The organism is Peredibacter sp. HCB2-198 (assembly GCF_045999315.1).
Taxonomy (GTDB): domain Bacteria; phylum Bdellovibrionota; class Bacteriovoracia; order Bacteriovoracales; family Bacteriovoracaceae; genus Peredibacter.
The window spans coordinates 816424-841422 of record NZ_CP174607.1 but is presented as its reverse complement, the minus strand read 5'-3'; the positions used below and the strand labels follow the sequence as shown (position 1 = coordinate 841422).

Here is a 24999-nt window from a genome sequence, read left to right as displayed (position 1 = left end):
AAAAACCGCTTCAACGAAAACACAAACCCTGGAGAAAAAAATGAAATCACTTCTTACTGTTGCTCTTCTAGTTGTTTCTGCTCAATCATTCGCTTTCGGTCTTGAGTCTCACTACGGTAAAGTTTCTGTTGTTGGTGGCAAGTACGCTTGTACTCTTACAAACAAAACTGGTTCTGATCTAGAAATCAAGCGCGTTGAATTCGATCTTGAGAGACGTGTTGGTAAAACTCGTGAAGTCGTTGCTACTAAATCTGTTAACTCTGTGATCTACGCTGGCGAAACAATGACTGTTGTTTCTGACGCTAACCAAGTGCTTATCGGTCGCGCTTGTAAATTTCTTGCTCGTTAATTTTAAAATTTAAAAATTTGGAGATATAAAATGAAATCACTATTTACTGTTGCTCTACTTGCTGTTTCTGTTCAAGCTTTCGCTGGTCGTTGGTTCCTTGAGTCTCACTACGGAAAAATGTCTGTAGTAAACGGCAAGTACGCTTGTACTCTTACTAACAAAACTGGTGACGATCTTAACCTTAAGCGCGTTCAGTTCAGTTTCGAGCGTCGTGCTGGTAAGTCACGTGAAGTTGTTGAAACTAAAAACGTTCACCAAGTTCTAGCTGTTGGCGAAACTCTAACAGTTTCTTCTGGTGCTGGCAGAGAGCTAATTGCTGGATCTTGTAAGTTTCTTGCTCGTTAATTTGTCATAAAGAATTCAGTTAATGCTGATGAAACAATGTTTCTTCAGGTGTTACTGCAGTTCATCAGCGATAGGCCCCAAGCAATTGGGGCTTTTTGCTTTATAATATTCAATTTTTAATCCCACCTTCTTTCTTCCATCGACATGATTTTCTACCGGAGCTAGCCTAGTTTTATAAGGAGCTCTCATGAAACTGATTATCGGTAATAAAACTTATTCTTCCTGGTCTCTGCGTCCTTGGGTCTTAATGAAGCATTTCAATATTTCCTTCGAAGAAATTTTGGTGAAGCTTGATATGCCTGAGACAAAACAGGAAATCGCCAAGTACTCACCCTCTGGAAAAGTACCTGCTCTCATTGATGGAGATCTGGTGATTTGGGAATCTGCCGCCATCATGGAATATTTAAACGAAAAGTTCCCAGAGAAAAAAATGTACCCTCAAGACCTAAAACAAAGGGCCATCGCAAGAGCTCTTTCCATGGAAATGCACGCAGGATTTGGAAAAATGCGTGAAAGACTTTCATTTAATGTGAAGAAGAGTTATCAGAATTTTGATTTTGGTTTCGCGCTGGCCGATATTGATCGCGTGAAGTCTCTTTGGATGGAACAGCTGAAAAAATCTGGAGGGCCGTTTCTGTTTGGGGAGTTTTCCATCGTAGATGCCATGTATGCGCCGGTCGTAGGTAGATTTGTGACGTACGGAGTTCCGGTAGAAGGAGCGGTGAAGAGCTATTGTGAAACGATGATGAACTTATCGGCGCTGAAAGAGTGGTATGCAGGGGCCATGCAGGAAGATTTCGAAGCGGCCGATCACATTTAATTATTTTAAATCAATTTCTACGCCGGTCTCGTAAACGGTATCGTTTTTTTCGCTGCCATTACGGATCCGGCTAAAGATTCTCACACCGTTTTTATTTTTATACTTAACACCAAACTCCAGCTCTTTCTTTTTGTCCGCAAAGCTATCTGATTTGTAACCATTGAACTTCGTATTGTATCCGCTGAAGACCAGGATTTCAGCATTACCGGCGGCCTTGAATTCAAAGCCGGTATTGACGCGAACATTTTTCTCGATGTCATTACCGCTATAATTGATTTCGGCAAAGGTCTTGGTACTACTGTCAATCTTTGTATCAAGTCGTGCTTCAGCCTTGACCGTACTGAGATTCATTTTCATCCCGCTGAAGTTAACCAGATTGGCGGCACCAGTTGAATGAATGGATTCAACTGCGCCCCTAATATCGGAGTCATCAGTGATGCTTTGTTTGATATCCAGGCGGTTCACGAGATCCACCTGAAGAGTGGCACCGACCGGGTTCGGTTTTGCAGTTGTCTTATCAATACTCATTGAAACCGCATTTTCCGCGCTCACATTTGATTTTAGATCAATGGTGGTTCCTTCGCTGGCATAGTGAACGATTTTTTTTCCGGTCCCCTGGGCCTGTTTAAGCTGAAATGTGCCGGGAGAGTTGGCCTGATCATTGAGAACACTTTTTAGCTTCGTCACGAGAGGGTTTTCTTCTTCTTTGAACTCATACTTCGCTACGATGATATTGACCTTAGGCTCTTCTGGTACTTTGACCTCATCTTCTGTAATGGCAATGACCTCATAACGAAGTCTAGAAGGGCGATAGCGATACTTGTCTTGCTCACAATTAACGATGGGATCAATGTATTCTCGGGCGACAAGGGACTCTAAGAATTCAGCAGGAATTCCTTCACCGGTAGGATTCTTTGAATAGCGTTCTACTTCTTGCTCGGCGATCACGTATTTGATCTTGGAAATATCTTCCGTAAAGACCTGAGAGAAGGCCGGAGCAATGAAGAGGAGGCCTATGAGAGGGAGCCACATGCTTCTCGTATCGGAATAGTCGGGTAATTTCTTGAATCTAAAAATGAAAGGTAAGTGCTGATTTATACAAGAGAAATGGGTCCAGAAAGGACATCTGGACCCTTATTGAAGGACTATTTACATTTCATGCCATCAATTGAAATTACGGTTTTTCCAAGACTGTCATTCAGAATGTTCATGGCAACCATGTTGTTATTCAAAGTTGCGATCTCACCACTTAAAACTGAACCATTTGAATCTCTGCCATCTTTCACGCTGTATGAAACAACGTTACCTTGTTCAACTTGGTATTTCTTTTTGTCGTAGATTTTGAAAGAAATGATTTGAGCTTCAGTGCTGATACTAATCGCCTGCGATTTTTCATTGATAGAAACAAGAATTTTTTTTCCATTGTTTACACAAGAAAGATCTTTGGCAAATGCGGTTGTGCTCATGATGATTGCGAGTGCTGCTAGGATTGTTTTCATTCTATTTCTCCTTCTTTTTTTGGAGAAGATAGCAGTAAAACCACAAATGACACTCACAAAATGCTGATTATTGGCTTATTTACAAGGTTGTTTAATTTTTGGTCGCTCCGGCCCCCTCTAGGATCAGTAGGAACTCTTTCGCCGGAAGCCCCCCTGCATAGCCGGTCAAACTCCCTGATTTTCCAATCACCCGGTGACAAGGAAGAATGATGCTGATGGGATTAAGCCCATTGGTTCTTCCTATTGCTCTCATGGCGGTTGGTTTCTTCACTGCCAGGGCCATTTGTTCATAACTCCAGGTTTTACCAAAAGGGATTTTTCCGAGAGTTTTCCAAACCGTGTTTTGGAATTCAGTTCCTTTCAGTGAAAGAGGAACATCAAATTTTTTTCTCTTCCCTTCAAAATACTCATTCAATTGGGTCTTTGTGAGTTCAATAATGGCATTGGCTTTTTTTACAGCGTCCCAGCCAAGGTCTTTGAAGCCAAGGTAGACGAGTGCTTTATCGTTCGCCACTAAATGAAGGTCACCGATCGGTGATTTAATTTTTTGATAATACAGTTGCATAGTCCCTCCAAAGAATGTGAGTGAGATAAGCTCGAGAAGAGCTCCAGGCCTCTTCATTCACGAGATGCGCCTTAAGGGCCTTATTGATAATGAGATCCGATTTAGGGAAAGCATCTGAATCACCAAGACATCTCATACAAATGAGTTCAACTGTCCAAGGACCAATACCATGAATCGAGTGAAGCTGAGCTTTAGTTTTTTCAATGTCTGCACTGGCCGCGAGATTCAATTCGCCGGAGTGATACATGCGGGCCATTTCACGTATGGCACTGGCCTTGACTCTTGTGATGCCAATGGTTTCGATTTCACTATCCATGAGATCTTTGGCCGTTGGAAATGCCCAAACTTCTTCATCAATCTTTTTACCATATTTAAGAATGAGTTCTTTCTGCTTGGCCTTGGCCTGTTTCGTAGAAATCAACTGGCCGAGAATGATCGTCACTGCGATTTCAAAAGGATCATAGGCACCAGGAATTCGAATGCCTTTTCCTTTAAGCTTTTTATCTTTTGGTAGATGCTCAGGATTGTGATCCAGATCTAATTGTCGTCTTACTCGCAGGAGGAGTGATTTAATTTCAGCAATCGGTACATTTGTGAGCTTCACCTTCAAGAGAGATTTTTCCGGAGAGTAGGTGATGGTGAATGATCCATATTTTTCCCCAAAAGAAATAAAGCGCTGATAAGAAGTATCTGTGACCCTCTCAATGCCGTAGTTCTCATGACGAGCGAAGTATTCCAGAATGGTCTTCCAGTCAAAGGGCCTTCTTACCATAAGTTCCAGTTCAATTTGATTGTCTTGAACTGATTGTTCCTTTCGAAAAGCGGATGGAGGAGCATGATAAAGATTTTTAAAGGCCTCATTAAATCTACGAATAGACTGGAAACCTACTGCTAGTGCAATTTCTGATAAGGGTGCCGAAGTTTCTCTCACGAGTTGTTGGGCCAAATGAAGACGTTTTGAGATCATCACTTCAATCGGTGAGGCCCCTAAGTGTTCTTGAAACAAACGCCGCAGATGTCGGTCAGAAACACCTAAGGTGTCGGAGAGTTTTTCGATATTAAGCGCCGATTCTTTTTCTTCATCAATTATGCGTAGGGCACGGGAAACAGTATTGACTGTTCCTTCGAAGAACTTAGTTCCAGGGGCCAGATCAGGACGACAGCGCTTACAAGGTCTGAAGCCCGCGTTTTCGGCCTCGGTCGTACTTTTCAATATGACAATGTTCTCAGGCTTGGGCCTTGCTGGGCAGACCGGCCGGCAGTAGATCTTGGTGGTCTTAACCCCATAATAGAATCGACCATCATAACGAGGATCTCTTCTTTCAATGATCTTTTTTAAGCTAAGGTCGTTATCTGTTTTCATGCCCTCATCTTAGCCCACAGGGAGCTTGAAGTCTGGCAGTTTTCGGACATGAGCAAATGGTGGGTCAAAATGACTCGTAAATGGTTGATAGAAGTAATGAATTCAAGTTAAATGGCGGTAATGTCCTGCCCACCTGACTCTTTCAAGACCCTCTCGTCCCGGTCTTTTCGATGTTCATATTCATACTCTTCAGTCACATCATCTCGACTGGTAGGGCGATAAGTATCATCGAACTTCCGACGATCATCGAAGCGCTTTTTGATATTATTCTTAAAGGTCTTAATTCGCTTTAAAAAGGATTTTGATCGCATGGACCCTCCTTAGCTCTTCACTAAAGAGGGTTGCAGGGATCATGCCACGATAGGCAGAAGAGTTAATTGGTTATTCAAAAGCGCATTCGTATTTCTCATAGCCCATAGAGAAGCTATGAGAGTCTTTATCAATGGAAATTAAGAAGCCCACGTGAAGTTTTTCAAACTTTCCGGCGTCCGATTCAGACGTCACTCGCTGAGTATAAATGGAAAATGGATTTACAGGTGTGCCTTCAATGACTGTGTCCTTACCGCCGTGACATGAAAAAATCTCTGTGTCCGTGCGCTCACATTTAGACATGTCCCAACGAAACTCATAGCGATCACCAATTTTCCCAAAGTCATTGGCCTTTTTTGCCAGTGTGTTCAAATCATTGGGAGTGATGATTCCCGAATGAAGCGGCATAAACTTCATGCCATGATGATGAATTACATTTACCACCAATTCAGTGCCGGACTTTTCAGCAATGATGGAAGTGGTGGGAAATTCTGTCACACAGACCATGCGGAACGATTCTTGAAACTTGTTGTTCGCGAATGCGGTAGAAGCGAAAACGAGTCCTAAGGTGAGAGAGAAAAGTGTTTTTCTGATCATAGGATCCTCCTGAAAATACCTACTATTCTCAGTATAGTTTGGGTCAAAGTCCATCAAATCTTGTTTTTGAGTGTTGAGTCATTGACACCATTTGTGAGGGAAAGTAAGCCCAAAAAATCTAGACAGGCCACTCAAGTTTAAGGGATGATGCCCCTATCATTAAATTCAGCTGTATGGAATGGATGCAAGAGGCAGAAGCTTCGTTCAGTTTTTAATGGTACACACAAACACTTTGCGAGAGGACATCATGAGACTTAATAGGCTCATCATTCAAGGTTTTAAATCCTTTAAAGACAAGACCGTCATTATTTTTGATGAAGGTATCACAGGGATCGTTGGTCCAAACGGTTGCGGTAAATCGAACATCGTAGACGCACTATTTTGGGTAATGGGTGAGCAATCAGCGAAGCACCTTCGTGGTACGGCCATGAAAGATCTAATCTTCGCCGGATCATCAAAATATCAGCCAGCTTCATTCGCAGAAGTGACTCTTGTTCTTGATAACGTAAACGGTAAACACATCAATATTAACGGCACAATTTCTAAGCCGGCCGAAATTCACCTTACTCGTAAACTTTATCGTAACGGTGAGACTGAATATCGAATTAATAATGAGCCAGCTCGTCTGAAAGATATCCACGAAGTATTCATGGATACTGGTGCGGGTGCAAAATCTTACTCAATTATCGCCCAGGGTGAAATTAACAAGCTCGTTCAGCAAAAGCCTGAAGAGCGCCGTGTGATGATTGAGGAAGTGGCGGGTATTACGAAGTTTAAACTTCGTAAGCGTGAGTCACTTAAGAAGATCGAACAAACTCAATTGAACCTTACTCGTCTGGAAGACCTCCAGAACGAAATTTATAAGAACCTGAAGAAACTTGAGCAGCAGGCAGAGAAAGCTGAGAAAGCAAAAACTCTACGTGACCGTATCAAGAAGTACGAGCTTATCGTTGAATCTCACCGTGAGCACGACTACCTTCAAGACTTCGTTAACGCCGATTCTATGCTTGCTTCCCGTCAGGTTGAGCATGAGAATCTGACTCTTCGTAAGTCTCAGGTTGAGCTTCTTCTAGAAGATGAAAAAATCCAGAAGACCGACATGATGGAAAAAATCGATGTCGCGCAGGACGATTTCAATGATCACTCGAAGCAACTTGCTGCTTCCGAAGAAAGAGTGAAGCACCTTAAGAAGTCTCTTATTGATAAAGAAAAGCAAATCGACCGTGCTAATCGTGAAAACGAAGAGCTAAACGTTGATATTGAAAAGCGTTCAGAGCGTCTTGAGGCCCTTACTGCTCAACTTGCTGATCTAGAAGCAAACAACTATGAGCAGATGGACTTCTCTTCTCTTGAGGAGAAAGTTGAGATTCTTAAGTCTCAAATGTTTGACCTTGAAGAAGAACTTAATGAAAAGCGCCGTGAGCTAAATGCTTCTAAAGAAAAGTTCCAAGGACTTGATAATGAGGCCTTCAAGAACTCTTCTAAACTTGAAGAGTACTCTCGTCTTCTTCAAGATCTAACTTCTGAAATTGAAACGCTTGAAAAGAGCACATCGAACTTCACTGACGATCTTATGAAAGATCGCGCGACCGTTAAATCTTCCGGCGCAAAAGTTGAAGAACTTAAAGCGGCCCTTCCGGCCCTTAAAGAAGAAGTTGAAACAATCAATAATGAACTTAAAGCGAATGACGTTAAATTCCGCGAGCTTTCTCGTGAAGTTATTCAGCTTGAGTCAAAACGTAACTCACTTATTGAAATCAATAACTCAGCAGAAGGCCGTCGTGCTGGAGCTGTGAAACTTGTTCAAAAAGTGACTGATGGTTCTCTGGAAGTACTTGGTAAGCTTATCGAGTGTGATCCTGAGTACGCGGTCGCGGTTGAGCAACTTATTGGCGAATCTCTGGATGTAGTTCTTGCTACTTCTGGTAAAGAAGCATTCGCTAATCTTATGACTGATTTCGACGCGACTGTTGACCTTCTATGGCCTCAGGAAGCGACGATTTCTCAAGAGTCAATCGGACGTCTGGAAACTCAGGGCTGTCAGAACATGAAGGCACTGGTTGATATCGTTCGTATCAACAATCAAGAATACGCTGATAAACTATCAAAGATTCTTAACGGTTTCTTTGTTGTGGAGAACTTAACTACGGAGCTTGCATCTCGCATTAACCCCGAGATTCAATTTAAAGGTCTTGTTTCTAAGGATGGAAAAGTTCTCATTAAAAAAGTTGGTAACTCAGTAGTTTACGGAGTTCGCCACGATTCAGCTTCTGAGGCCCAAGGTATTGTTCAACGTAACAACCTGATTCAGGAGATGGGTGTAGAGCTTGAAGCAAAACAGGCCGAGCTTGCGATTCTTGAAACAAACATCATGCAACTTGAGACCACACTTGCTGAGAAGCGTGTGGCCCTTGAGGAAAAGAACAAAGAGTTCAACGAAATCAATACACTTTATGCTGCTACTAAAGCGGCACTAGAGTCTAAAGAGGCGAACCAATCTTCTAACTCATCAAGACTTCAGATTCTTCAGAATCGTAAGTCTGAAACTTCAAAACTTCGTCTTGATCTTATCGAGGCGGACGAGAAGATCCTTAATGCTAAGGAGGAGTTCGAAGGCAAAGTAAAAGAACTTTCATCTGAAGTGGCGGACATTGAAGATCGTTTCTCTGAACTTAAAGTAAGCTTCGAGAACGAACGCGATGAAATGATGGAACTCAAAGTAAAAGCTCAGAGTTACCAGCAACAGCTAACTTCTCTTAAGTCGCAAATTGAAGACGTAAACGCTCAAATTGATCGTTACCGTGAGAAGCAAGAGGCAAACCTTGAGCTTCTTAATAACTTCCAGTCAGAAATCGAAAATGCTCAGGTTGAAGTGGAAAATGTTGAAGCTTCTAACCGTGATCAGGCCGAAGTTCTTGCTGAAAAAGAAACTTATCTTAACCTTCTGAAAGATCAGATCGCGCAGATCCTTCTTTCTATGCAGGAAAAAGAATCTGAGCTTAAAGAAATCAACTCTCGTCTTAATAAGATTGAGAAAGAGAACGTTGAGCTTGAGCTTAGAACTTCACAAATCATTCAGGAAGAAGAACTTCTCGCGAAGGACATCTTCGAGCGTTATAAGATCGACCTTCGTTCGACTATGATGAAGCATCTTGAAATCACCTCTGACAAGATTGAAGGTCTGAAAGATCTTTCATCTATGTACATGATGGAAACTGAAGATGGTCCAAAAGAAATCGAAGCGATTGAATACGAATTCGAAAAACGCTTCCCTGGTCAGATCAAAGAAGCGAAAGAAAAATTCAAAGATTATAAATCTGAATTTAACCGTCTGGGCGAAATTAACTGGGCCGCAATCGAAGATTACGACCGTCAGAAGCTTCGCTATGACTTCCTAAAGGCCCAAGAAGAAGAGCTTAAGAAGTCGCTAACAGATCTACAAACTGCGATCGCTCACATTGATGAAAAGTCGAAAGAGCGTTTCAAAGAAGCATTTAACGAAGTAAACGAGCGCTTCTCGAAAGTCTTCCCTATCATCTTCGGTGGTGGTGAAGCACGTCTTGAAGTGACTGGTGACCTTGATTCAATCGACTGCGGTGTTGAAATTACTGCAAAACCTCCTGGTAAGAAGATGACTTCGATCACTCTTATGTCAGGTGGTGAGAAGGCGATGACAGCTGTGTCTCTGATCTTCTCTATCTTCCTTGTGAAGCCATCTCCATTCTGTCTACTGGATGAGGTCGATGCTCCACTTGATGATGCAAACGTTGGTCGATTCAACGAGCTTCTTCGTGAGATGAGTTCTGAATCACAATTTATTTTGATTACCCATAACAAGAAAACCATGGAACTGAATGACACACTTTACGGTGTGACCATGCAGGAACCAGGCGTGTCTAAGGCCGTCTCAGTTCAACTCCATTAGAGGTTTGTGGACAGGGGAAAAGTGACTTCAGTAAGAGGAAGCTTTCCCCTTTTTTCAATGGAATGATTATGAAACTACTTCTAGGTCTTTTACTTCTCCCGACTCTATCTTTTGCTTCAAGCTTTGTGCCCACGTCATTTAGTGCCAATTACGAAGAAACTCTTAAGTCTGTAACGGGGAAAGAGCGTAAGAGCTTTGGTAAAATTGATTACAAGTTTCCGGGACACCTTCGTTTTGAAGTAACCCAACCGAATCCAACTCTGTTCGTGGTCAACCCTCAGAAGAGCTGGCTGTTTCAACCGGCCTTCGTAAAAGGTGAGAAGGACCAGGTAACGATTCAGAAGTCATCTAATCTTCCGATCATTAAATTTCTTGATTCAGTTAAAGATGGTGTAGAGCAATCGAAACTATTCACAACTAAGTACAACAAGAATGAAGTGACTCTGACTTTCGTGAAAACCATTCAGAAAGAAATGGGTTTCACTGAAGTTGTGCTTCAAGCTAATAAAGATGCCAAGTCGATTAAAGAATTAAAGGGCTTTGAGAAGATAATCCTGACAAAGGTCGATGGTTCTAAGACCAACATTCGTCTGATTGATATTAAGGAGAATGTATCTTTTCCTCCGGGCAACTTTGAATACAAACCTTCTGCGAACGCTAAGATCACTAATCAATAGTCCCAAAAGTAAAAACCCCGAGGTGTCGCGCACACCTCAGGGTTCTTGGGTAGGAATCTCGAACATTGGTTGGCTAAATTCCGTAGGCCTTAATCAGAACCGCCAAACCAAACACGTTAATCATTAGAGTTAGGCCGTAAAAACTCAGGTTCATTTCTGTCTCCTTGTTTACTATGCGGCCATGGCCAATTCGATATAGATATCTGTCGTGAAATCATCTTTGTGGCCGAAGCTAATCAGGTTACGGCCGGTTTGAGTCATGTCCGACATATCCTTATCTAGGTCACAGTCTTCATAATTAGAATTTGTTGAGCTTGAGGCCTTCCAAGTGCAATTTGTGAAATTGCAATTCTTGAACTTGCACTTACGAAGGTGCGAAAATTCGAAGCTGCAATTCTCAAACACACAGTTTTCGAATACAACTCCTTGAAATTCGCAGGCATAGAACACGCACTCGGAGAAAACCACTTGCCGGTAGGTGCTCATGTGGACGCGTGAGCCGGCCAGGATTTGGGAGGAGATCACGGTAGCAGCTAGCTGTTCATCCTTAATCAGCTGATAGCTGTCATTTGATACTAGTTGAGTCATTTCAATAGTTTGTGTGAACATGGCCCCTCCGATTGGTGCATTTGTTCCTGACTGCAATCATATGCCATTTGACTATTTGCGTCAAGCAATAAAATTGCATCAAGGAACTATTTTGCAAACCGATAAGGAATTCAAGGGGGTGGAGTATGATCCGCTTTACACCAGAGTTCTTAGAAAACTTTCTCGCTGTAGTTCGTAAATATATGCAACTACGGGGAGGGCTTACTCAAAAAGATCTTTCTGAAATGATGAACGTGGGTATTTCCACCATGAGTCGTTTCCTGAATCTCAAAACCAGCAGTGTCGATGAGCAATTGGTTGCCAATATCATCGCGACTCTTGGAATTCCTTTGCACGAAATCATTGATGGGGTGGAAGAGGATTCAACTGAGACGTTCAAGCGCCTGGTTCAATTTTATAAAGATCAGAAATCTACCGATCAGAAAGCCGGTGAAGAAGCTCCCAAAGCTCATGAGACTCGTAAGACAAACGCTACGATTAATGTGGGTGGAAAGAAGCAGCAGATGCCTTTTGGTGAGGGCACATCGGTTTCTAATACTAGAACTGATCTCACGATGAAGGAAAAGCTTGAGACCTTGTCTCCACGTCAGAAAGGTTACTTAAATGACTTTCTAAACCTGGATGCCAACGATCGAGATCTGATTGTGGATTTAGGGGACGCGATCTTCAGATATATTCGTCAAAGGAATATGGAGTTTTGATTCGTTTAATCGCCCTGTTTCTAATCTCTTTGAATGTGATGGCCGCGCCTAGGGACATTGAGGTGTGGTTCGTCTCAAATTCTAAAGTTTCACTCTTAAACGATCTTCTGAATCGTCCACAATACATTTACCGGGCCCCAACCGCCGCTCTTGAATGTCAGGAAATGGGTGATTATTGTTTCGATCCGCAATTTGGTTTGTACAAGAAAGAAAACGGTATTGAAGAAACAGTTGAAACAAAAAAGATTGAAACGGAAGGGCCCTCTATACCGGCCGGAAAATCAGTTGAACGTGAGCTGATTGATTGCGATCCAAAAAATTACTTTGATATTTTTTGTGGAAAGGCGAGAAAAGAGGCAGCTCCGCAAGTTTCGAAACTTGATCTCTGGATTGATACCAGTTCTTCCATGAGAGAGTTTGATTTCTCGGACGCTAGTGGTGGTTGTCATCGTAAAAGCCTAGTGCGTGTACTGGATGATGCCTGTGGGTTTAATCAGAAAGTAAATGTCATGATGTTTGATACGACGATTAAACAGGCCGGAAGTATGGACTCTCTTTGTTTAAATCAGGGTCTGAACGATTACAAACGTCTCATGGACTGGATTGAGCGCTCAGATGCTAAAAAACTCGTGATCATCACTGATATCTACGAATTCCACAAAGAATTCTCAGACTATATTGAGAGTAAGCATGGGAAACTTCGTGGAGACAAAGAACCTCTGACCGCGAAGCAGATGGTTGAGCTCGCTGACTCTCTTGCCAAAAGCTGTAAGTAATAACAAAATCCCCCCATGAGTCTCAAAAATCTTCTCACTTGGTCTAAGACCGAATTCTCGCAATTACCTTGGCGACAAAATCGCTCGTTGTACCGCACACTGGTGTCGGAAATCATGCTTCAGCAAACGACTGTGGGAACTGTGAAGAATCATTTTGAGCGCTTTCTGGTTCGCTTTCCAACACTAAAGAGTTTGGCCGCTGCCAGTGAAGAAGAACTCCTGGTTGCCTGGAAAGGACTTGGTTATTACCGACGTGCACGCAATTTGAAAAAAATTGCAGAAGCGCTTGCGAATGATCATGGTGGAGAATTTCCGCATGATCTAGGGGCCTTAATGGAGATTCCTGGAATTGGTCCTTATACTGCCAACGCTTTAGTTGGAATCGGTATGGATAAACGTGCTCTGGCAGTTGATGCTAACCTTGAGCGTGTGATAGCTCGCCTTTTAAATCTAAAAACAGAGAAGGGTCCGAAACTTCAAAAAGAAATTCAGACTCTCTTTGTGAATAAAAAAATTTTCAATGAGAAACTTTCCTTCAGAGAACTGAATGAAGCGCTGATGGACCTAGGTCGCACTTACTGTCAGGCCCGCAAGGCCTCTTGCGAACTTTGCCCTTTGAAGAAAGATTGCTTGGCCTTTAAAGAAGGCACTCCACTTTCAATTCCTATGATGAAGGGTGAAGAGAAGAAGAAGGCCACTGAACACGAGCTTCATCTTCTTCGTGTTTTTGTGATGAAGAAAGACAAAGTTCTGGTTTATCAGAAAGGCGAGAAAGAATGGCTTTCAGGCCAGTATGAAGTACCGACATTTATCCTTTCGACCACTGATAAAACTCTGAAGCAGTATCCAAGTTTTCCTAAGGGAACTAAGGTCGATCCTTTGTTCTCATTTAAAACCGGAATTACGAAATACAAAATTCAAAACAGCGTGCTTCTGATGGGAGAAAAAGAGTTTAAAGCTCTCGCCTTTGCCAATAAGTCAGAATGGCGCTCCACAGAGTCAGCGGAATCGAATTTCTCTACAGCAACGCTGAAGGCCTTGGCGAAACTAAACACCTCGAGATAAAAATAAAGAATGAGAAAATTCTTTTTTATCTTCGGTCTACTTATTTCTTTTTGCGCTCTTTCAGAATCAACATTGGTTCATCCCTTTGAATTAGAGTTTTCTGCTCCTGAAAATCGCTTTCACCTTAAGGCCGAATTATTTCTGAGTTGCCGCTACGAGAAATTAGTTTGGGGTGATTCATCAGAGTTTCATGTGAAGAATGAAACTGTTTCTTTGCCAATCACGATAAAAAAATCTCAAATTAAAATCTCCCACAGTAAAACGTCTTCACTAAAGTTAGATGGAAGATTCCGGTCAAATCCAGGATGCATGTCTGAGTTACGTCTCATTTTTACCGATGCTCAATATGCCGTTGGTTGGGCGGGACAGATGAATCGTCCTATTATGTTTGTCTTGAAAGAAGGTCACTTCTATCGAACAGGAGATTCAGTGCTTGATATCTCTAAGCTAGAGAATCAGATTGCGAATCGCTTAGTTGATTTCTCTTATGTACCAACAACAGGCCAGGTCAATATTTGGATGACTGCAGATGGTCAAAGGTTATCAATCTCGCCAACTTCTAGTGCCATTGATCCAGTAACAAGAATGCCTTATCGTCTCAAGACTAAGTAACTCGCTTTGCCCAACTCTCGTTTCTCGTGAAGTAAATTGCTCATTGATAAAATGAGTAAATGGAACTCTTGCAACTGACCAATAAAGGTCTTTATTGCGCTCTCGGAGATTTCTACATTGATCCATGGGAAAAAGTGGAAACAGCTCTCATTACCCATGCTCATGGTGATCACGCCCATTGGGGCATGGATCGTTACATTGCCGTCAGTAAATCAGAACATATTTTAAGAAAACGCATGGGTGAGGCCCTTATTGAAACTCATCATTATGGTGAGTCCTTCCGTTTGGGTAAGGTGGATGTGAGTCTTCATCCTGCAGGCCATATTCTTGGTTCTTCTCAAGTACGTATTCAGTACAAAGACGAGGTTTGGGTTTTTACCGGAGATTTTAAACGAGATTATGATCCTACCTGTGAACCCTTCGAAGTCCTTCCTTGTGATGTGTTTATTTCCGAGGCCACTTTTGCACTTCCAGTTTACCGCTGGCCTGATTTTCAACATGAGATGCAGGAGATTCTTGCTTGGTGGATGAAAAACCGCGAGGAGGGATTTAATTCAGTTTTGTGCTGTTATGCTTTGGGAAAAGCTCAAAGAATCATAGCTGGACTTCGCGAACTCACAGACGAAACCATCTGGGTCCACGGTACGGTGGATGAACTTAATCACTGTTATGAGAAGACAGGACTTCGTTGGGCGAATGTAAAGAAGGTCCCCTTGGAGAGTAAAGAGAGGTTTGAAGGGGCGATGATTCTTTGTCCTCCTTCGGCCCTTGGGTCTGGCTGGCATAAAAGGCTTTCACCTAAAAAGGTCGCCTTTGCTTCGGGATGGATGAGACTTCGCGGGAACCGTAGAAGAAAAGGTTATGAGAGGGGATTTGTGATTTCCGATCACGCCGATTGGCCCTCACTTCTCAGGACTGTGAAAGAAACGGGATGCAAGAAAGTCTATTTCACCCATGGAAACACCGACGCCATCGTAAGATTCCTCAAAGATGAGGGCATTGATGCCTATGATTTAAAAATGCCTTACGACACTGAGGGAGAGTCATGATGGAACGATTTGTAGAACTCCTTCGCCAATTGGATCAGACCACCTCAACTTTAAGCAAAGTGGACAGCCTCAGAAATTATTTTGAGGAAGCGCCTTCCGAAGACGCCTGTTGGGGTCTCTACATTATTTCCGGAAATAAGATTAATACTAAAATCAATCGCACTTTTCTTCAGGAAGCTTTTTGTGAATACATGAATATGCCGATGTGGCTCTTTAAAGAGTCTGCTTATCACGTGGGAGATTCTTCTGAGACCATGGCCCTTCTCAGAGGACCGATTGAAAATCCAAAAATTCCTCCGGCCCTGGGGAAATTCATTGAAGAAGAACTTCTGACATTAAAAGAGCTGTCTCCCGAGGCCATTAAGGAAAAACTTCATTCGTGGTGGGCGAGTTATGATGAGTCCGTTTTATTTTTGATCCATAAATGTTTCTCTGGGAACCTCCGCATGGGAGTCTCGAAAAATCTTCTGATACAGGCGATGGCAATTGTGGCCGGGATAGATAAAGAGACCATGAGCTTTCGCTTAATGGGGGACTATAAACCCACTCCTGAATTTTACGACAATCTTTTAGTTCAGGATGTGACGATTGAAAGGAAGTCCAAACCCTATCCGTATTTCCTGGCCTCTCCAGTTGAGAATCCTGAAGAGATTTTTAATAACTGGAAAGAATGGTGTGTGGAGTGGAAATGGGACGGCATTCGTGTTCAGGTGATCAAGCGAGACGGGGAAGTATTTTTGTGGTCCCGTGGAGAAGAACTTATTAATGAGAGCTTTCCGGATGTGCTTCATCAGGCCCAAAACTTACCTAACGGAACGGTCATTGATGGAGAACTTCTTCCGTTTAAAGAAGGAAAGGTCTTATCTTTTAATGAGCTGCAAACTCGCCTCAATCGAAAAAAGATAACCAAGAAAGACCTAGAGAAAACTCCCATCTCAATCATGGCCTATGATGTGCTGGAGTGGGATGGGGAAGATATTCGTGAGAGACCTCTCCGCGAACGTCGCGAGATCCTTGAAAGCATCAAGGTCTTTCCTCTCTCAAAACTTGTGAAAGTTAAAAATATTGATGAGGCAAAAGAACTTCGTCTGGAGAGTCGGGACCGAGGTGTTGAGGGATTTATGTTGAAGCGTTGGAACTCAGCTTATCAAACTGGACGAAAGCGGGGTGACTGGTGGAAGTGGAAGATCGATCCTCATACCATCGACTGTGTTCTTCTCTATGCTCAGTCTGGAACTGGTAGACGCTCAAATCTTTACACCGACTACACTCTGGCGGTGTGGAAAGATAAAGAACTTATTCCAGTGACGAAGGCCTATTCAGGTCTTTCTGATGAAGAACTTGCGAGCATGGACAATTGGATCAAAAAAAATACCATCGAGAAATTTGGTCCTGTCCGTTCAGTGAAACCTGAGCACGTTTTTGAAATTGCTTTTGAAGGAATTCAGGAATCGAGTCGCCATAAGGCAGGTGTGGCCCTTAGGTTCCCTCGTATTTCTCGCTGGAGAAAAGACAAGAGACCAGAAGATGCTGACACTCTTGAAGAGGTGAAAAAACTCTTAAATGAACAGTAGATTAGACTGGATTGAAAAATGGTTTGAATCAAAAGGGTGGAAGGCCCGAGAGTTTCAGCTTGAGGCCTGGAAGGCCTATCTGCGCGGAGAAAATGGACTGATTCATGTCTCAACCGGTTTTGGTAAGACCTACGCAGGTGTGCTTGCTGCTCTTGCCGATATAACTCTTGAAGAGCAAAAAGCGTCCGGGATTCACATTCTTTATATTTCTCCTCTGCGTGCTCTAAGTGCCGATATTATTAAGTCAATTCAACTCCCCATTGATGAAATGAAACTGCCATTCACTGTGGAAGGCCGAACCGGAGATACGAGTTCTGCCCAAAGAGCAAAACAAAAAAAGAATCCGCCTTCGATCCTGGTCACGACCCCTGAGTCCTTTAACCTCTTACTTGCTTCTGAGGAATATCGAGAGGCCCTGAAAAAGTGTCGCTTAGTCGTTATTGATGAGTGGCATGAACTCATGGGCAATAAAAGAGGAGTCCAGGTCCAGTTGTGTCTCGCTCACTTAAAGAAACTCGCTCCCCATCTTCGTATCTGGGGACTCTCGGCCACAGTCGGAAATCCAGAACTCGCGGGACGTGTTTTAAATGGAAACGTCTTAAAGAACTTCATCTTCATTACAGAAAAAGTTTCTAAGGAACTTGAAGTGCAAACTCTTCTTCCAGATGAAATTGATTCATTCCCTTGGTCAGGACATTTGGGACTGGCGATGCTTGAGAAGGTCATCAAGCACGTGGACATTAAGCAGTCTTGCCTTCTTTTTACGAATGTCCGTTCGCAATCAGAACGTTGGTACAATGAAATTCTCCTCCGAAAACCTGAGTGGGAACCCATAATGGCGATTCACCATTCCTCCATTGATCGAGAACGAAGGGAGGAAGTTGAAAATAAAATTAAAACCGGCGAGCTAAAGCTTGTGATCTGTACTTCTAGCTTGGATCTTGGGGTGGATTTTCCTATGGTGGAAAGGGTCTACCAGGTGGGTTCTCCTAAGAGTATTTCTCGCTTCATTCAACGGGCCGGCCGCTCGGGTCACACTCCCACCGGAGTACCTCGGATCTATTTTGTACCAACTCACGCGCTTGAGCTATTTGAGTATATGGCAACCGAACTCGCGATTGATCGAGGACTAAAGGAAGACATTATTCCGCCTGAACTCAGTTTTGATGTTCTGGCCCAACATATGGTGACTCTTGCTGCCGGTGAAGGACTTGTTCCTTCTGAGGCCTTTGAGGAAGTGAGACACACCTATGCCTTCCAAAAAATTGAACGCTACCACTTTGATAATCTTCTTTTATTTCTCACTCAGGGTGGAAGAAGTCTTAGTGCCTATCCCTATTATCATCGACTGAAAGAGCTCAATGGAAGGTACTTGGTTCATGATAAGCGCATGATTCAACAACATCTCATGAATGTGGGAACCATCACTTCCGATCCATCCATGCGAATTAAGTTTGTAAAAGGTGGAAGTCTGGGTTCAGTGGAAGAGTCCTTCGTGAGTAAATTGAAGAAAGGGGACAGATTTGTTTTCTCCGGAAAGGTCTTGGAGTTTGTCATGATTAAAGACATGACGGTCTTTGTGCGTCTTGCTCCTCCTGAAGCGGCCGTGGTTCCCATTTGGTGGGGAAGTCGATTACCTCTTTCATCGCTTCTCACCAGTCACTTAAAAGAAGTCTTCGAGTTGATTGAACAAGGTCGCTATAAGCATCCACTCGTAGAATTTCTTTCTCCTATTATTGAAGTTCAAAAGGCCCTCTCAAGACTCCCGGGAAGAAACTACTTACTGCTTGAAGAGACTCTCACTAGGGAGGGGAAGCATCTCTTTATTTTTCCGTTTGAGGGAAGGCTCGTGCATGAGGCCCTGGCGGCCTTATTGTCCGTACGTTTATCTCTCAGAACCAAGGTCACATTCACTTTTGCTGTCTCAGAATATGGATTAGAAATTCTCGCACCTCCTGACTATATGTTTGATCTGGAAGTGATTAAAGAGTGTCTCTCTTTGGATAACCTCACGAATGATATTCAACGAAGTCTCAACATGACTCAACTTGCGAAAAAGCAGTTCAGAGATATTGCCCAGGTTTCTGGACTTATTTATCAAAACCGAATGGGAGAAAAGCGAACCATGAAGAACCTTCAGATGAGTTCGTCTCTATTATTTGAAGTCTTTTCAAAATATGAACCTGAACAACCTCTCTATAATCAGTCCTTTGATGAAGTGCGGTTTTTCCAATTTCAAGAAAGTCGATTGATTTCAGTTATTAGAAAGATCAAAGAAATGCCTTTCGAGCTTTATAAGACTCCACGACCTTCGCCATTGGCCTTCCCTCTTGTCATTGAAAGAATTGGCTCACTGGTCTCTTCTGAATCTTTACAAGATCGTTTGCAGCGGATGAAAGAAAAATGGAAACAAGTCTCCTAAGAACCATTCAGGATGAAGAGTTTGTCTTTGATTGCCGAAGAGTCATCTACTGGCCCCGTCGAAAAATCATGCTGGCCGCGGATCTTCATTGGGGTAAAACCAATTATTTACGAAACCACGGTATCGCCATTACCGACAAAGTCTTTGAGGCGGATCTCGATCGTTTGTCTCGTTGCCTGGCAGACTATGAGACCACATCTCTCATCGTGCTTGGTGACCTCATTCATCATGAGAAGAGTTTAAGCAGGGGACTGATTGCTAAAGTTGCTGAGTTTCGTGAGCAAAATCCTTGCGAGTTAGTGTTGGTGAAAGGAAATCATGATCGCTACACCGATTTCCCTGAAAGCTGGGGCATTGTCGAAGAAACAGATTTTCAGATTGGCCACTTTTCATTTCTTCATGAACACAATCCTAAACTAAGTGGCTTCCAATTTTCAGGACACATTCATCCCATGCTGAGACTTCGAGCGGGAGTTGATGAATTAAGACTTCCGAGTTTTATTTTAGATCGCGAGTTCTGTTTGCTCCCGGCCTTCAGTCATTTAACGGGAGGCCAAGACATTAAACTTGAAAAAGGCCAGAGTGCTCTGGTGTTGCTCGAAGAAGGACTTGAGGTCTTTGAGCGATAATTATTTACAAGGACGAACCACGAAGCCGCCTAAAAATGACCCAATGATTTTTCCTTTCTTGTCCATGGCCTCAACAATCGTGGCCGAGCCCATATTGGTTTCTTCATCAATCAAGTAAGTATTCACCTTGCGAACGTTTTTAAGATTTTTAATTCCAGAGCTAAAAATCTTGCTGAGATCTTTGTCTGCTTCAACCGTCATGGCATGAACAATTAATTTCTCGCCTTGATTGAGGTCTTCCGATTCAAGATTGGCCTTAAGTCCTTCGCGGATCTCAAAGCTCATTATTTCAGCGCTTGATTCCAAGGGCATGCTGACGCCGTCAACGGTTTGAACAATCGTAGAACTAAGAACGCCATCTTGTTTAAAGACTTTGATGTCCATTTTTATATCAATGTCACCAGCTTCCATGGCCGGAAGATTCACTTCACATCTCTTCACTAGATCTGCTGAAAAAGCAGAAACTGAAAAAAACGATAGAGTGGCAAGCACCAATAAAAGTTTGTTCATAAGCCGTCCTTTTACGAGAGCATACAATGACGAGGGACCGGCATGTGGATATGTGAAAGAAATACAATGAGTGTAAAAAAACCGAGATCAGGAATAAGCCGGATTCTGTATTAAACTATCATTCCTCTAGGCCAGGGATCACTCCAAGGCTCCAGCACCCAACCCGTGAGCTCCGCGAGCAGACTCAACGCTCACCTATTTGGGCTTGCACCTCGTAGAGTTTACATGATTTCACTACGCACCTTAACCGAAGCTAAGGCCATACATCCTTTCTGTTGCACTAGTCCTCGCCTCACGGCGGACGGGCATTACCCGCTACGATGCTCTATGGTGTCCGGACTTTCCTCCCGCACGCGCCCTTACGGGCTTGCGCCGGCGATAGTCCCCTGATCTCGGTGAAGGGCCATATTAGCGGGGGAGATATGCCTTATCAAGCCTAGCTTAAAGTATGTTAAATACCCGAATAGAGGTGGTCGGGAATTAAGCTAAGGGGAGGGGCTTAAAATACCGATTAATTATTTAGGAAAGAATAAGGAGAAATCTATGAAACCCCTTTTATTGGTTCTTTTGGCACTTACCCTCACGACGGTGTCTTGTGGTGGTAAAGACAAAGGTGGCAGTAGTAGCTCTGGTCAGTTTACATCCAGCTTATCCACTCAAGAAGGTTATATTAATTTAAACAATCAACAAGCACCGATTGAAGTAGGTGGTACTTCTTATGCCGTTCCTAATCAGCAGGTGGCCCAAATGATTAATCAGGCGATTTATCAATCAGGTCTTCAGCCACAAAATATTAATGGTGTCATGAAGTATCGCGCTCGTTTTACTGGGATGATTTATAACCCGTATGCTAATCAAACCACGAGTGGTTATGGTTATAATGGTTACTATAATCCTTATCAGAATATGCAGGGAACTCTTCAAATTACGGCCGTTCAGGTTTACTAAGCACCGTAAGGTAGAAAAATCCGCGAGCATTGCGGGCATTGCTTTAATTGCTTCTGCATATCAATCTCAGATTCATCAATTCGAGAAATCTTATAACGACAGAAATAACAACTCCCTTGGTCCACTCTGGTGAATGGGCCATGGGCGAGTTTTTTTGCTGTGACTTTTTGAAGAGTTGTTTTGTAGTCCGTTGGAAGTTCATCCATTAATAAATTGATTCGTAAATCGTAATTAATGATTTCGGCGTCTAGCTTTGAAACGCCCTGAAAAACTTCATCGCCAATTTCTTTGATGGTTTTATCCAGGCCCTGAAGGAACTCGCGATTTTCTTTCATTTCAGTTTCGATTTCTTCTTCGCGAGAGAGAAAAGAAAGACCGGCCTCTTCATGGGTCTCAATTTCGGTTTGAAATTGCTGGATCTTTTTTTCGTCTCCACCAATGTCCATCAGACGTTGCTTTTGTTCTGAAGCAGTTTTTAACTTTTTTTCTACCTGGGCCAGTTCGTCGTGAAGAGAAATCAGGTCTTGCTTGAGCTTTGCACTTTGCGAAAGGGCCTCTTGACGCCTCTCGTTTAGCTTAGATAGCCGATCTTCCTGCTCGCTCTTGGCCTTTAAGTGAGCATTTTTCATCTTCGTCAGTGAATCTATCTCTTTTAATTTAAAAAACCACTCTACACTCACTTCTATTTCCTTCGATTTTGACGATAATAGGTTCACCATGAAATCCAATCTAACTTACCTCAAAAAGCTCGAACTATTCAAGGAACTGGATAACTTCAAAGAGGGCCAATTTTTTGCCATCGCTGACGTTAAAGTGAAGAATCATCTTCCGCAGTGGATCCAATTTTCTCCTCATGTTTTCTGGTTAAAGAACCCGGAGGAAGAAAAGAATTTGGAGGTCTATGGGCAGGCCCTGGAGTTCTTTTTGAGACAGGGTATTAGTCGTGGTTCAACTCTCTATGCTTTTGGTGGAGGGGCCACAACAGATTTCGCGGGCCATGTCGCTGCCACTATCCTTCGTGGAATCAAATGGGTCGCAGTACCGACAACTCTTCTTGCCATGATTGATGGATCTATCGGCGGCAAAGTGGCGATAAACATGCCTCAGGGAAAAAACCTTGTGGGATCATTTCATATGCCAGAGAGAGTTTTTATCTGTGGAGACTTTCTAACCAGTCTCTCAGAGAAAGAATGGATGTCAGGTAAGGGTGAGGTCCTCAAATACGGTTTTCTTTCTGAGGAAATTCATAAGCTCATTATCAGTAAGGCCCCGATTGAAGATATTGCCATGGCCTGTGCTAATTTTAAGAACATCGTGGTGGAGCGCGACTTTAAAGAAAATGGCGAGCGAATCTATTTGAATCTTGGCCATACTTTAGGCCACGCTTTTGAATACTCACTTAAAATCCCTCATGGCCATGCCGTTGCTATGGGGCTTAAGTATTTGTTTAAAATCATGGGTCTTCATGAGGCCCATAGTCAGTGGGAAGTCATGGTGAAGGCCCTGGCCCTGCCGTCAGAAAAATTCGAAATTGGTTACTTTTCAAAATTTGATATCAATACCTTTTCTGGTTATCTGGAACAGGACAAAAAGAAGCTTGATTCACGTTTACGCTTAGTTCTCGTCAAGAATATTGGAATCTGTTATGTTGAAGAAGTCGCTCTGAAAGACTTTAAGGCAAAGATTCATGCATATGGCGAGTTTAAATCTTAAACAAGGTACGATGATTAACGAAGTGCATGTGCCTTCATCGAAGTCATATGCCAATCGCGCCTTAATTCTTGCTGCCATTAAAAAGTCCTCTGTCACTCTTCAAAATCTTCCTGAATCAACCGATGTGACGATTCTTTTGGCCTGTTTAAAAGAGCTGGGACTCGTTATTAAGCCGTCGGGTAAGGACGTTGCTATCGAAGATTCATTTCCCGCTTGTGAGACCTCTGATAAGAGACTCGAAGTTGGAGAGGGCGGAACGACAGCTCGTTTCCTTGCGGCCTTATTACTCAACGGTCATAAAAAGTATGAACTCATTCTGGGTGAACGTTTAAAAGAGCGTCCATGGAAGGAGTTTATTGAACAGGCACGCAGTTTAGGAGCTAAGGCAGAACTCAATGATGCTGTCTTAACTTTGCAAGGACCGATCTCAGCACCAAAGATTCTGGAAGTAGACTGCACCCGTACCACTCAGTTCGCCACCGCCTTAGAATTAAGTCTTTCGGATTTTGGAACAAAAGTCGTACCTGTAAATCTCACGACGTCTCAAAGCTATTGGGCGATGACTGAAAAAGTGATTCAAGACTTAAAGCGCACAGATGTCTATCCAGTACCGTTAGACTGGAGTAGTGCCAGTTATCCATTGGCCTTTGCGGCCCTGAATCATGAAATAACATTCCCTGGTCTCTTTGATGATTCCTTTCAGGCCGATTCGAAGTTCTTAAAAATCCTTCGGAAGCTTGGTGCCGTAACCGAGCATGAGAAAGGCATGACAATAAAACCTGTCTCTCGTCATGAGGCGATTTCTTTTGATGTCACCGATGCTCTCGATCTCGTTCCCACATTGGGCTATTTTCTTTCTCATATCAAAGGCGTTCACGAACTTCATGGAACAAAGAATCTGACCTTCAAAGAAAGTGATCGTCTCGCAGAGATCATGAACCTTATTAAAACTTTCGGAAGAAAGACCTGGCTAGAAGGTGAGACCTTATTTATTGAGGGCTCTGATTTAGAAATCAATGAACAAAAGCATCTAACCCTACCAAATGATCACCGTATGGTCATGGTAGGCGCTTTATTTCTTCGTCAGCATTCCGGAGGGAGTGTTACTCCTCCGGAAGCAGTGACAAAGTCTTATCCAGAATTTTTCGAATTGTTTAATTCTTAGAAATAACGGTGTGGCTTTCAAGACCTAAAACGAGATCAAGATCATTGATCTCATCATTCAGAAGAGCTTTACCAAAAACTTCCTGACATTGAGTCGCACTCTTAAATTTGAAAGTGGTCGAGTAAACCACCTTGCTGTCGCTTAACTTATGATAGTTAAGTTCAGAATGCTTGATATCGCAATTAACAATGAGACGGAACTGACCATTCTTAGCATTAAGTTCAACTGAATTGCTCTTAAGATTTTTCGTAACAAGTTCTTTATCACGTAAATTGAGAACAGAGGCATCACTACCGTTTGTTTCTAAAAGATTTTGAAAGTTTTTGTCTGTTAAACCAGTCTCGGAGAAAAGTCTTCCACTGATATTAAAGCCTGCGTCCAGGCCAGGGGCCGCGATACCAAGGTATTCATGGAAAACCAGTTTCGCATTAGGTTTTGTCAGACGGTTATTACAATAGTCCTGGTGAACGAGAATGATCTTATCGTCCGGGTAATTGGCCGCCTCATATTTTACATTTTCTGCGTCTGTAATTGGCTGAGTTGTCTCACGTACAGATGTTTGCGCGATGGCATCCTTAAGCGCAATAAGGTTCACATTGTTCTTGAAGTAATCGTTGTGAAGGACACGTTGGTAGACCATTTTACCTATGAAAGCAAAGTCAGATCCGCATGAGTTGCCACCACCGCGAGTACCGCCGCTGATACTACCGCCGCCTTCAAATGCAAAAACTGATGATGATGCAAGAGTAAGAATTAGAAGAAAATTTCGCATAAGAT

26 protein-coding genes and 1 other RNA gene are annotated in these 24999 nt (G+C 42.9%); 16 read left to right on the top strand and 11 right to left on the bottom strand.

From position 1 onward, the window contains the following. The first annotated feature begins 40 nt into the window (after positions 1-40). The 3 genes from ACJVC5_RS04275 to ACJVC5_RS04265 all read left to right on the top strand — a co-directional run bounded on the left by ACJVC5_RS04275 (position 41) and on the right by ACJVC5_RS04265 (position 1514). Entirely contained in the window at positions 41-349 is a 309-nt protein-coding gene (locus tag ACJVC5_RS04275; protein WP_408098150.1) for a hypothetical protein, read from the top strand. A gap of 30 nt (positions 350-379) precedes the next feature. Next, entirely contained in the window at positions 380-694 is a 315-nt protein-coding gene (locus ACJVC5_RS04270) for a hypothetical protein (RefSeq protein WP_408098149.1), read from the top strand. A gap of 187 nt (positions 695-881) precedes the next feature. After that, positions 882-1514 (top strand): glutathione S-transferase family protein, encoded by a 633-nt coding sequence (locus ACJVC5_RS04265; protein WP_408098148.1) that lies wholly within the window; start codon positions 882-884, stop codon positions 1512-1514. Here ACJVC5_RS04265 and ACJVC5_RS04260 read toward each other — a convergent pair whose 3' ends face one another. The 6 genes from ACJVC5_RS04260 to ACJVC5_RS04235 all read right to left on the bottom strand — a co-directional run bounded on the left by ACJVC5_RS04260 (position 1515) and on the right by ACJVC5_RS04235 (position 5847). After that, positions 1515-2546 carry a hypothetical protein gene (locus ACJVC5_RS04260; RefSeq protein ID WP_408098147.1) on the bottom strand — a complete coding sequence of 344 codons (1032 nt, stop codon included), beginning with the start codon at positions 2544-2546 and terminating at the stop codon, positions 1515-1517. Between the two features lie 113 nt (positions 2547-2659). Continuing rightward, the gene (locus ACJVC5_RS04255) at positions 2660-3013 is read right to left on the bottom strand and encodes a hypothetical protein (protein WP_408098146.1); all 354 of its coding nucleotides are present in this window, start codon (positions 3011-3013) and stop codon (positions 2660-2662) included. Positions 3014-3104: 91 nt separating this feature from the next. Then, positions 3105-3578, bottom strand: coding sequence for a methylated-DNA--[protein]-cysteine S-methyltransferase (locus tag ACJVC5_RS04250; protein ID WP_408098145.1), 474 nt, complete (start codon positions 3576-3578; stop codon positions 3105-3107). Further along, the gene (locus ACJVC5_RS04245; RefSeq protein ID WP_408098144.1) at positions 3553-4941 is read right to left on the bottom strand and encodes a DNA-3-methyladenine glycosylase 2 family protein; all 1389 of its coding nucleotides are present in this window, start codon (positions 4939-4941) and stop codon (positions 3553-3555) included. The genes ACJVC5_RS04250 and ACJVC5_RS04245 overlap by 26 nt, the downstream gene beginning before the upstream one ends. A gap of 107 nt (positions 4942-5048) precedes the next feature. Then, positions 5049-5252, bottom strand: coding sequence for a hypothetical protein (locus ACJVC5_RS04240; RefSeq protein WP_408098143.1), 204 nt, complete (start codon positions 5250-5252; stop codon positions 5049-5051). A 70-nt stretch (positions 5253-5322) separates the two neighbouring features. Beyond that, positions 5323-5847, bottom strand: a complete 525-nt coding sequence (locus ACJVC5_RS04235; RefSeq protein WP_408098142.1) for a hypothetical protein — start codon at positions 5845-5847, stop codon at positions 5323-5325. A 247-nt stretch (positions 5848-6094) separates the two neighbouring features. On the opposite strand from ACJVC5_RS04235, the gene smc reads away from it, so the two are divergent. Together smc and ACJVC5_RS04225 are read left to right on the top strand one after the other, a co-directional pair. Further along, complete coding sequence (gene smc / locus ACJVC5_RS04230; protein ID WP_408098141.1) at positions 6095-9772, top strand: chromosome segregation protein SMC; 3678 nt, start codon at positions 6095-6097, stop codon at positions 9770-9772. A 68-nt stretch (positions 9773-9840) separates the two neighbouring features. Next, positions 9841-10449 (top strand): LolA family protein, encoded by a 609-nt coding sequence (locus tag ACJVC5_RS04225; RefSeq protein ID WP_408098140.1) that lies wholly within the window; start codon positions 9841-9843, stop codon positions 10447-10449. A gap of 171 nt (positions 10450-10620) precedes the next feature. Here the strand turns inward: ACJVC5_RS04225 and ACJVC5_RS04220 are convergent, their stop codons facing one another. Beyond that, complete coding sequence (locus ACJVC5_RS04220; protein ID WP_408098139.1) at positions 10621-11058, bottom strand: pentapeptide repeat-containing protein; 438 nt, start codon at positions 11056-11058, stop codon at positions 10621-10623. A gap of 125 nt (positions 11059-11183) precedes the next feature. Here ACJVC5_RS04220 and ACJVC5_RS04215 point away from each other — a divergent pair, with 125 nt between their 5' ends. The 8 genes from ACJVC5_RS04215 to pdeM are packed head-to-tail and all read left to right on the top strand — an operon-like array spanning position 11184 to position 19886. Beyond that, the gene (locus tag ACJVC5_RS04215; RefSeq protein ID WP_408098138.1) at positions 11184-11759 is read left to right on the top strand and encodes a helix-turn-helix domain-containing protein; all 576 of its coding nucleotides are present in this window, start codon (positions 11184-11186) and stop codon (positions 11757-11759) included. Then, on the top strand, positions 11756-12535 hold the full coding sequence (locus tag ACJVC5_RS04210) for a hypothetical protein (protein ID WP_408098137.1): 780 nt from the start codon (positions 11756-11758) through the stop codon (positions 12533-12535). Before ACJVC5_RS04215 ends, ACJVC5_RS04210 begins: the two co-directional genes overlap by 4 nt. Positions 12536-12550: 15 nt before the next feature. Then, the gene (locus ACJVC5_RS04205) at positions 12551-13600 is read left to right on the top strand and encodes an A/G-specific adenine glycosylase (RefSeq protein WP_408098136.1); all 1050 of its coding nucleotides are present in this window, start codon (positions 12551-12553) and stop codon (positions 13598-13600) included. A gap of 9 nt (positions 13601-13609) precedes the next feature. Then, on the top strand, positions 13610-14212 hold the full coding sequence (locus tag ACJVC5_RS04200; protein WP_408098135.1) for a hypothetical protein: 603 nt from the start codon (positions 13610-13612) through the stop codon (positions 14210-14212). Positions 14213-14271: 59 nt separating this feature from the next. Continuing rightward, positions 14272-15261, top strand: coding sequence for a ligase-associated DNA damage response exonuclease (locus ACJVC5_RS04195; protein WP_408098134.1), 990 nt, complete (start codon positions 14272-14274; stop codon positions 15259-15261). Continuing rightward, on the top strand, positions 15258-16835 hold the full coding sequence (locus ACJVC5_RS04190) for an ATP-dependent DNA ligase (RefSeq protein WP_408098133.1): 1578 nt from the start codon (positions 15258-15260) through the stop codon (positions 16833-16835). The genes ACJVC5_RS04195 and ACJVC5_RS04190 overlap by 4 nt, the downstream gene beginning before the upstream one ends. Further along, on the top strand, positions 16825-19257 hold the full coding sequence (locus ACJVC5_RS04185) for a ligase-associated DNA damage response DEXH box helicase (protein ID WP_408098132.1): 2433 nt from the start codon (positions 16825-16827) through the stop codon (positions 19255-19257). The genes ACJVC5_RS04190 and ACJVC5_RS04185 overlap by 11 nt, the downstream gene beginning before the upstream one ends. Next, positions 19239-19886, top strand: a complete 648-nt coding sequence (gene pdeM / locus ACJVC5_RS04180) for a ligase-associated DNA damage response endonuclease PdeM (protein ID WP_408098131.1) — start codon at positions 19239-19241, stop codon at positions 19884-19886. Before ACJVC5_RS04185 ends, pdeM begins: the two co-directional genes overlap by 19 nt. Here pdeM and ACJVC5_RS04175 read toward each other — a convergent pair whose 3' ends face one another. Next, positions 19887-20396, bottom strand: a complete 510-nt coding sequence (locus tag ACJVC5_RS04175; RefSeq protein ID WP_408098130.1) for a hypothetical protein — start codon at positions 20394-20396, stop codon at positions 19887-19889. A gap of 78 nt (positions 20397-20474) precedes the next feature. Next, an RNA gene (gene rnpB / locus ACJVC5_RS04170) (RNase P RNA component class A) lies at positions 20475-20791 on the bottom strand. Between the two features lie 148 nt (positions 20792-20939). On the opposite strand from rnpB, the gene ACJVC5_RS04165 reads away from it, so the two are divergent. Next, positions 20940-21344, top strand: coding sequence for a hypothetical protein (locus ACJVC5_RS04165; RefSeq protein WP_408098129.1), 405 nt, complete (start codon positions 20940-20942; stop codon positions 21342-21344). Here ACJVC5_RS04165 and ACJVC5_RS04160 read toward each other — a convergent pair. After that, positions 21341-22063, bottom strand: coding sequence for a hypothetical protein (locus tag ACJVC5_RS04160; protein WP_408098128.1), 723 nt, complete (start codon positions 22061-22063; stop codon positions 21341-21343). The genes ACJVC5_RS04165 and ACJVC5_RS04160 overlap by 4 nt on opposite strands. On the opposite strand from ACJVC5_RS04160, the gene ACJVC5_RS04155 reads away from it, so the two are divergent. Continuing rightward, the gene (locus ACJVC5_RS04155; RefSeq protein WP_408098127.1) at positions 22062-23057 is read left to right on the top strand and encodes a 3-dehydroquinate synthase; all 996 of its coding nucleotides are present in this window, start codon (positions 22062-22064) and stop codon (positions 23055-23057) included. The two genes, ACJVC5_RS04160 and ACJVC5_RS04155, sit on opposite strands and share 2 nt — an antisense overlap. Continuing rightward, positions 23038-24222 carry a 3-phosphoshikimate 1-carboxyvinyltransferase gene (locus tag ACJVC5_RS04150; RefSeq protein ID WP_408098126.1) on the top strand — a complete coding sequence of 395 codons (1185 nt, stop codon included), beginning with the start codon at positions 23038-23040 and terminating at the stop codon, positions 24220-24222. Before ACJVC5_RS04155 ends, ACJVC5_RS04150 begins: the two co-directional genes overlap by 20 nt. Here the strand turns inward: ACJVC5_RS04150 and ACJVC5_RS04145 are convergent. After that, on the bottom strand, positions 24212-24994 hold the full coding sequence (locus tag ACJVC5_RS04145) for a hypothetical protein (RefSeq protein WP_408098125.1): 783 nt from the start codon (positions 24992-24994) through the stop codon (positions 24212-24214). The genes ACJVC5_RS04150 and ACJVC5_RS04145 overlap by 11 nt on opposite strands. Positions 24995-24999 lie beyond the last annotated feature (5 nt).

Bases quoted from the DNA above. Each gene is read 5' to 3' on its own strand.
- ACJVC5_RS04275 (WP_408098150.1), top strand. From the start codon at position 41: ATGAAATCACTTCTTACTGTTGCTCTTCTAGTTGTTTCTGCTCAATCA.
- ACJVC5_RS04270 (WP_408098149.1), top strand. From the start codon at position 380: ATGAAATCACTATTTACTGTTGCTCTACTTGCTGTTTCTGTTCAAGCT.
- ACJVC5_RS04265 (WP_408098148.1), top strand. From the start codon at position 882: ATGAAACTGATTATCGGTAATAAAACTTATTCTTCCTGGTCTCTGCGT.
- ACJVC5_RS04260 (WP_408098147.1), bottom strand. From the start codon at position 2,546: ATGTGGCTCCCTCTCATAGGCCTCCTCTTCATTGCTCCGGCCTTCTCT.
- ACJVC5_RS04255 (WP_408098146.1), bottom strand. From the start codon at position 3,013: ATGAAAACAATCCTAGCAGCACTCGCAATCATCATGAGCACAACCGCA.
- ACJVC5_RS04250 (WP_408098145.1), bottom strand. From the start codon at position 3,578: ATGCAACTGTATTATCAAAAAATTAAATCACCGATCGGTGACCTTCAT.
- ACJVC5_RS04245 (WP_408098144.1), bottom strand. From the start codon at position 4,941: ATGAAAACAGATAACGACCTTAGCTTAAAAAAGATCATTGAAAGAAGA.
- ACJVC5_RS04240 (WP_408098143.1), bottom strand. From the start codon at position 5,252: ATGCGATCAAAATCCTTTTTAAAGCGAATTAAGACCTTTAAGAATAAT.
- ACJVC5_RS04235 (WP_408098142.1), bottom strand. From the start codon at position 5,847: ATGATCAGAAAAACACTTTTCTCTCTCACCTTAGGACTCGTTTTCGCT.
- smc (WP_408098141.1), top strand. From the start codon at position 6,095: ATGAGACTTAATAGGCTCATCATTCAAGGTTTTAAATCCTTTAAAGAC.
- ACJVC5_RS04225 (WP_408098140.1), top strand. From the start codon at position 9,841: ATGAAACTACTTCTAGGTCTTTTACTTCTCCCGACTCTATCTTTTGCT.
- ACJVC5_RS04220 (WP_408098139.1), bottom strand. From the start codon at position 11,058: ATGTTCACACAAACTATTGAAATGACTCAACTAGTATCAAATGACAGC.
- ACJVC5_RS04215 (WP_408098138.1), top strand. From the start codon at position 11,184: ATGATCCGCTTTACACCAGAGTTCTTAGAAAACTTTCTCGCTGTAGTT.
- ACJVC5_RS04205 (WP_408098136.1), top strand. From the start codon at position 12,551: ATGAGTCTCAAAAATCTTCTCACTTGGTCTAAGACCGAATTCTCGCAA.
- ACJVC5_RS04200 (WP_408098135.1), top strand. From the start codon at position 13,610: ATGAGAAAATTCTTTTTTATCTTCGGTCTACTTATTTCTTTTTGCGCT.
- ACJVC5_RS04195 (WP_408098134.1), top strand. From the start codon at position 14,272: ATGGAACTCTTGCAACTGACCAATAAAGGTCTTTATTGCGCTCTCGGA.
- ACJVC5_RS04190 (WP_408098133.1), top strand. From the start codon at position 15,258: ATGATGGAACGATTTGTAGAACTCCTTCGCCAATTGGATCAGACCACC.
- ACJVC5_RS04185 (WP_408098132.1), top strand. From the start codon at position 16,825: ATGAACAGTAGATTAGACTGGATTGAAAAATGGTTTGAATCAAAAGGG.
- pdeM (WP_408098131.1), top strand. From the start codon at position 19,239: ATGGAAACAAGTCTCCTAAGAACCATTCAGGATGAAGAGTTTGTCTTT.
- ACJVC5_RS04175 (WP_408098130.1), bottom strand. From the start codon at position 20,396: ATGAACAAACTTTTATTGGTGCTTGCCACTCTATCGTTTTTTTCAGTT.
- ACJVC5_RS04165 (WP_408098129.1), top strand. From the start codon at position 20,940: ATGAAACCCCTTTTATTGGTTCTTTTGGCACTTACCCTCACGACGGTG.
- ACJVC5_RS04155 (WP_408098127.1), top strand. From the start codon at position 22,062: ATGAAATCCAATCTAACTTACCTCAAAAAGCTCGAACTATTCAAGGAA.
- ACJVC5_RS04160 (WP_408098128.1), bottom strand. From the start codon at position 22,063: ATGGTGAACCTATTATCGTCAAAATCGAAGGAAATAGAAGTGAGTGTA.
- ACJVC5_RS04150 (WP_408098126.1), top strand. From the start codon at position 23,038: ATGGCGAGTTTAAATCTTAAACAAGGTACGATGATTAACGAAGTGCAT.
- ACJVC5_RS04145 (WP_408098125.1), bottom strand. From the start codon at position 24,994: ATGCGAAATTTTCTTCTAATTCTTACTCTTGCATCATCATCAGTTTTT.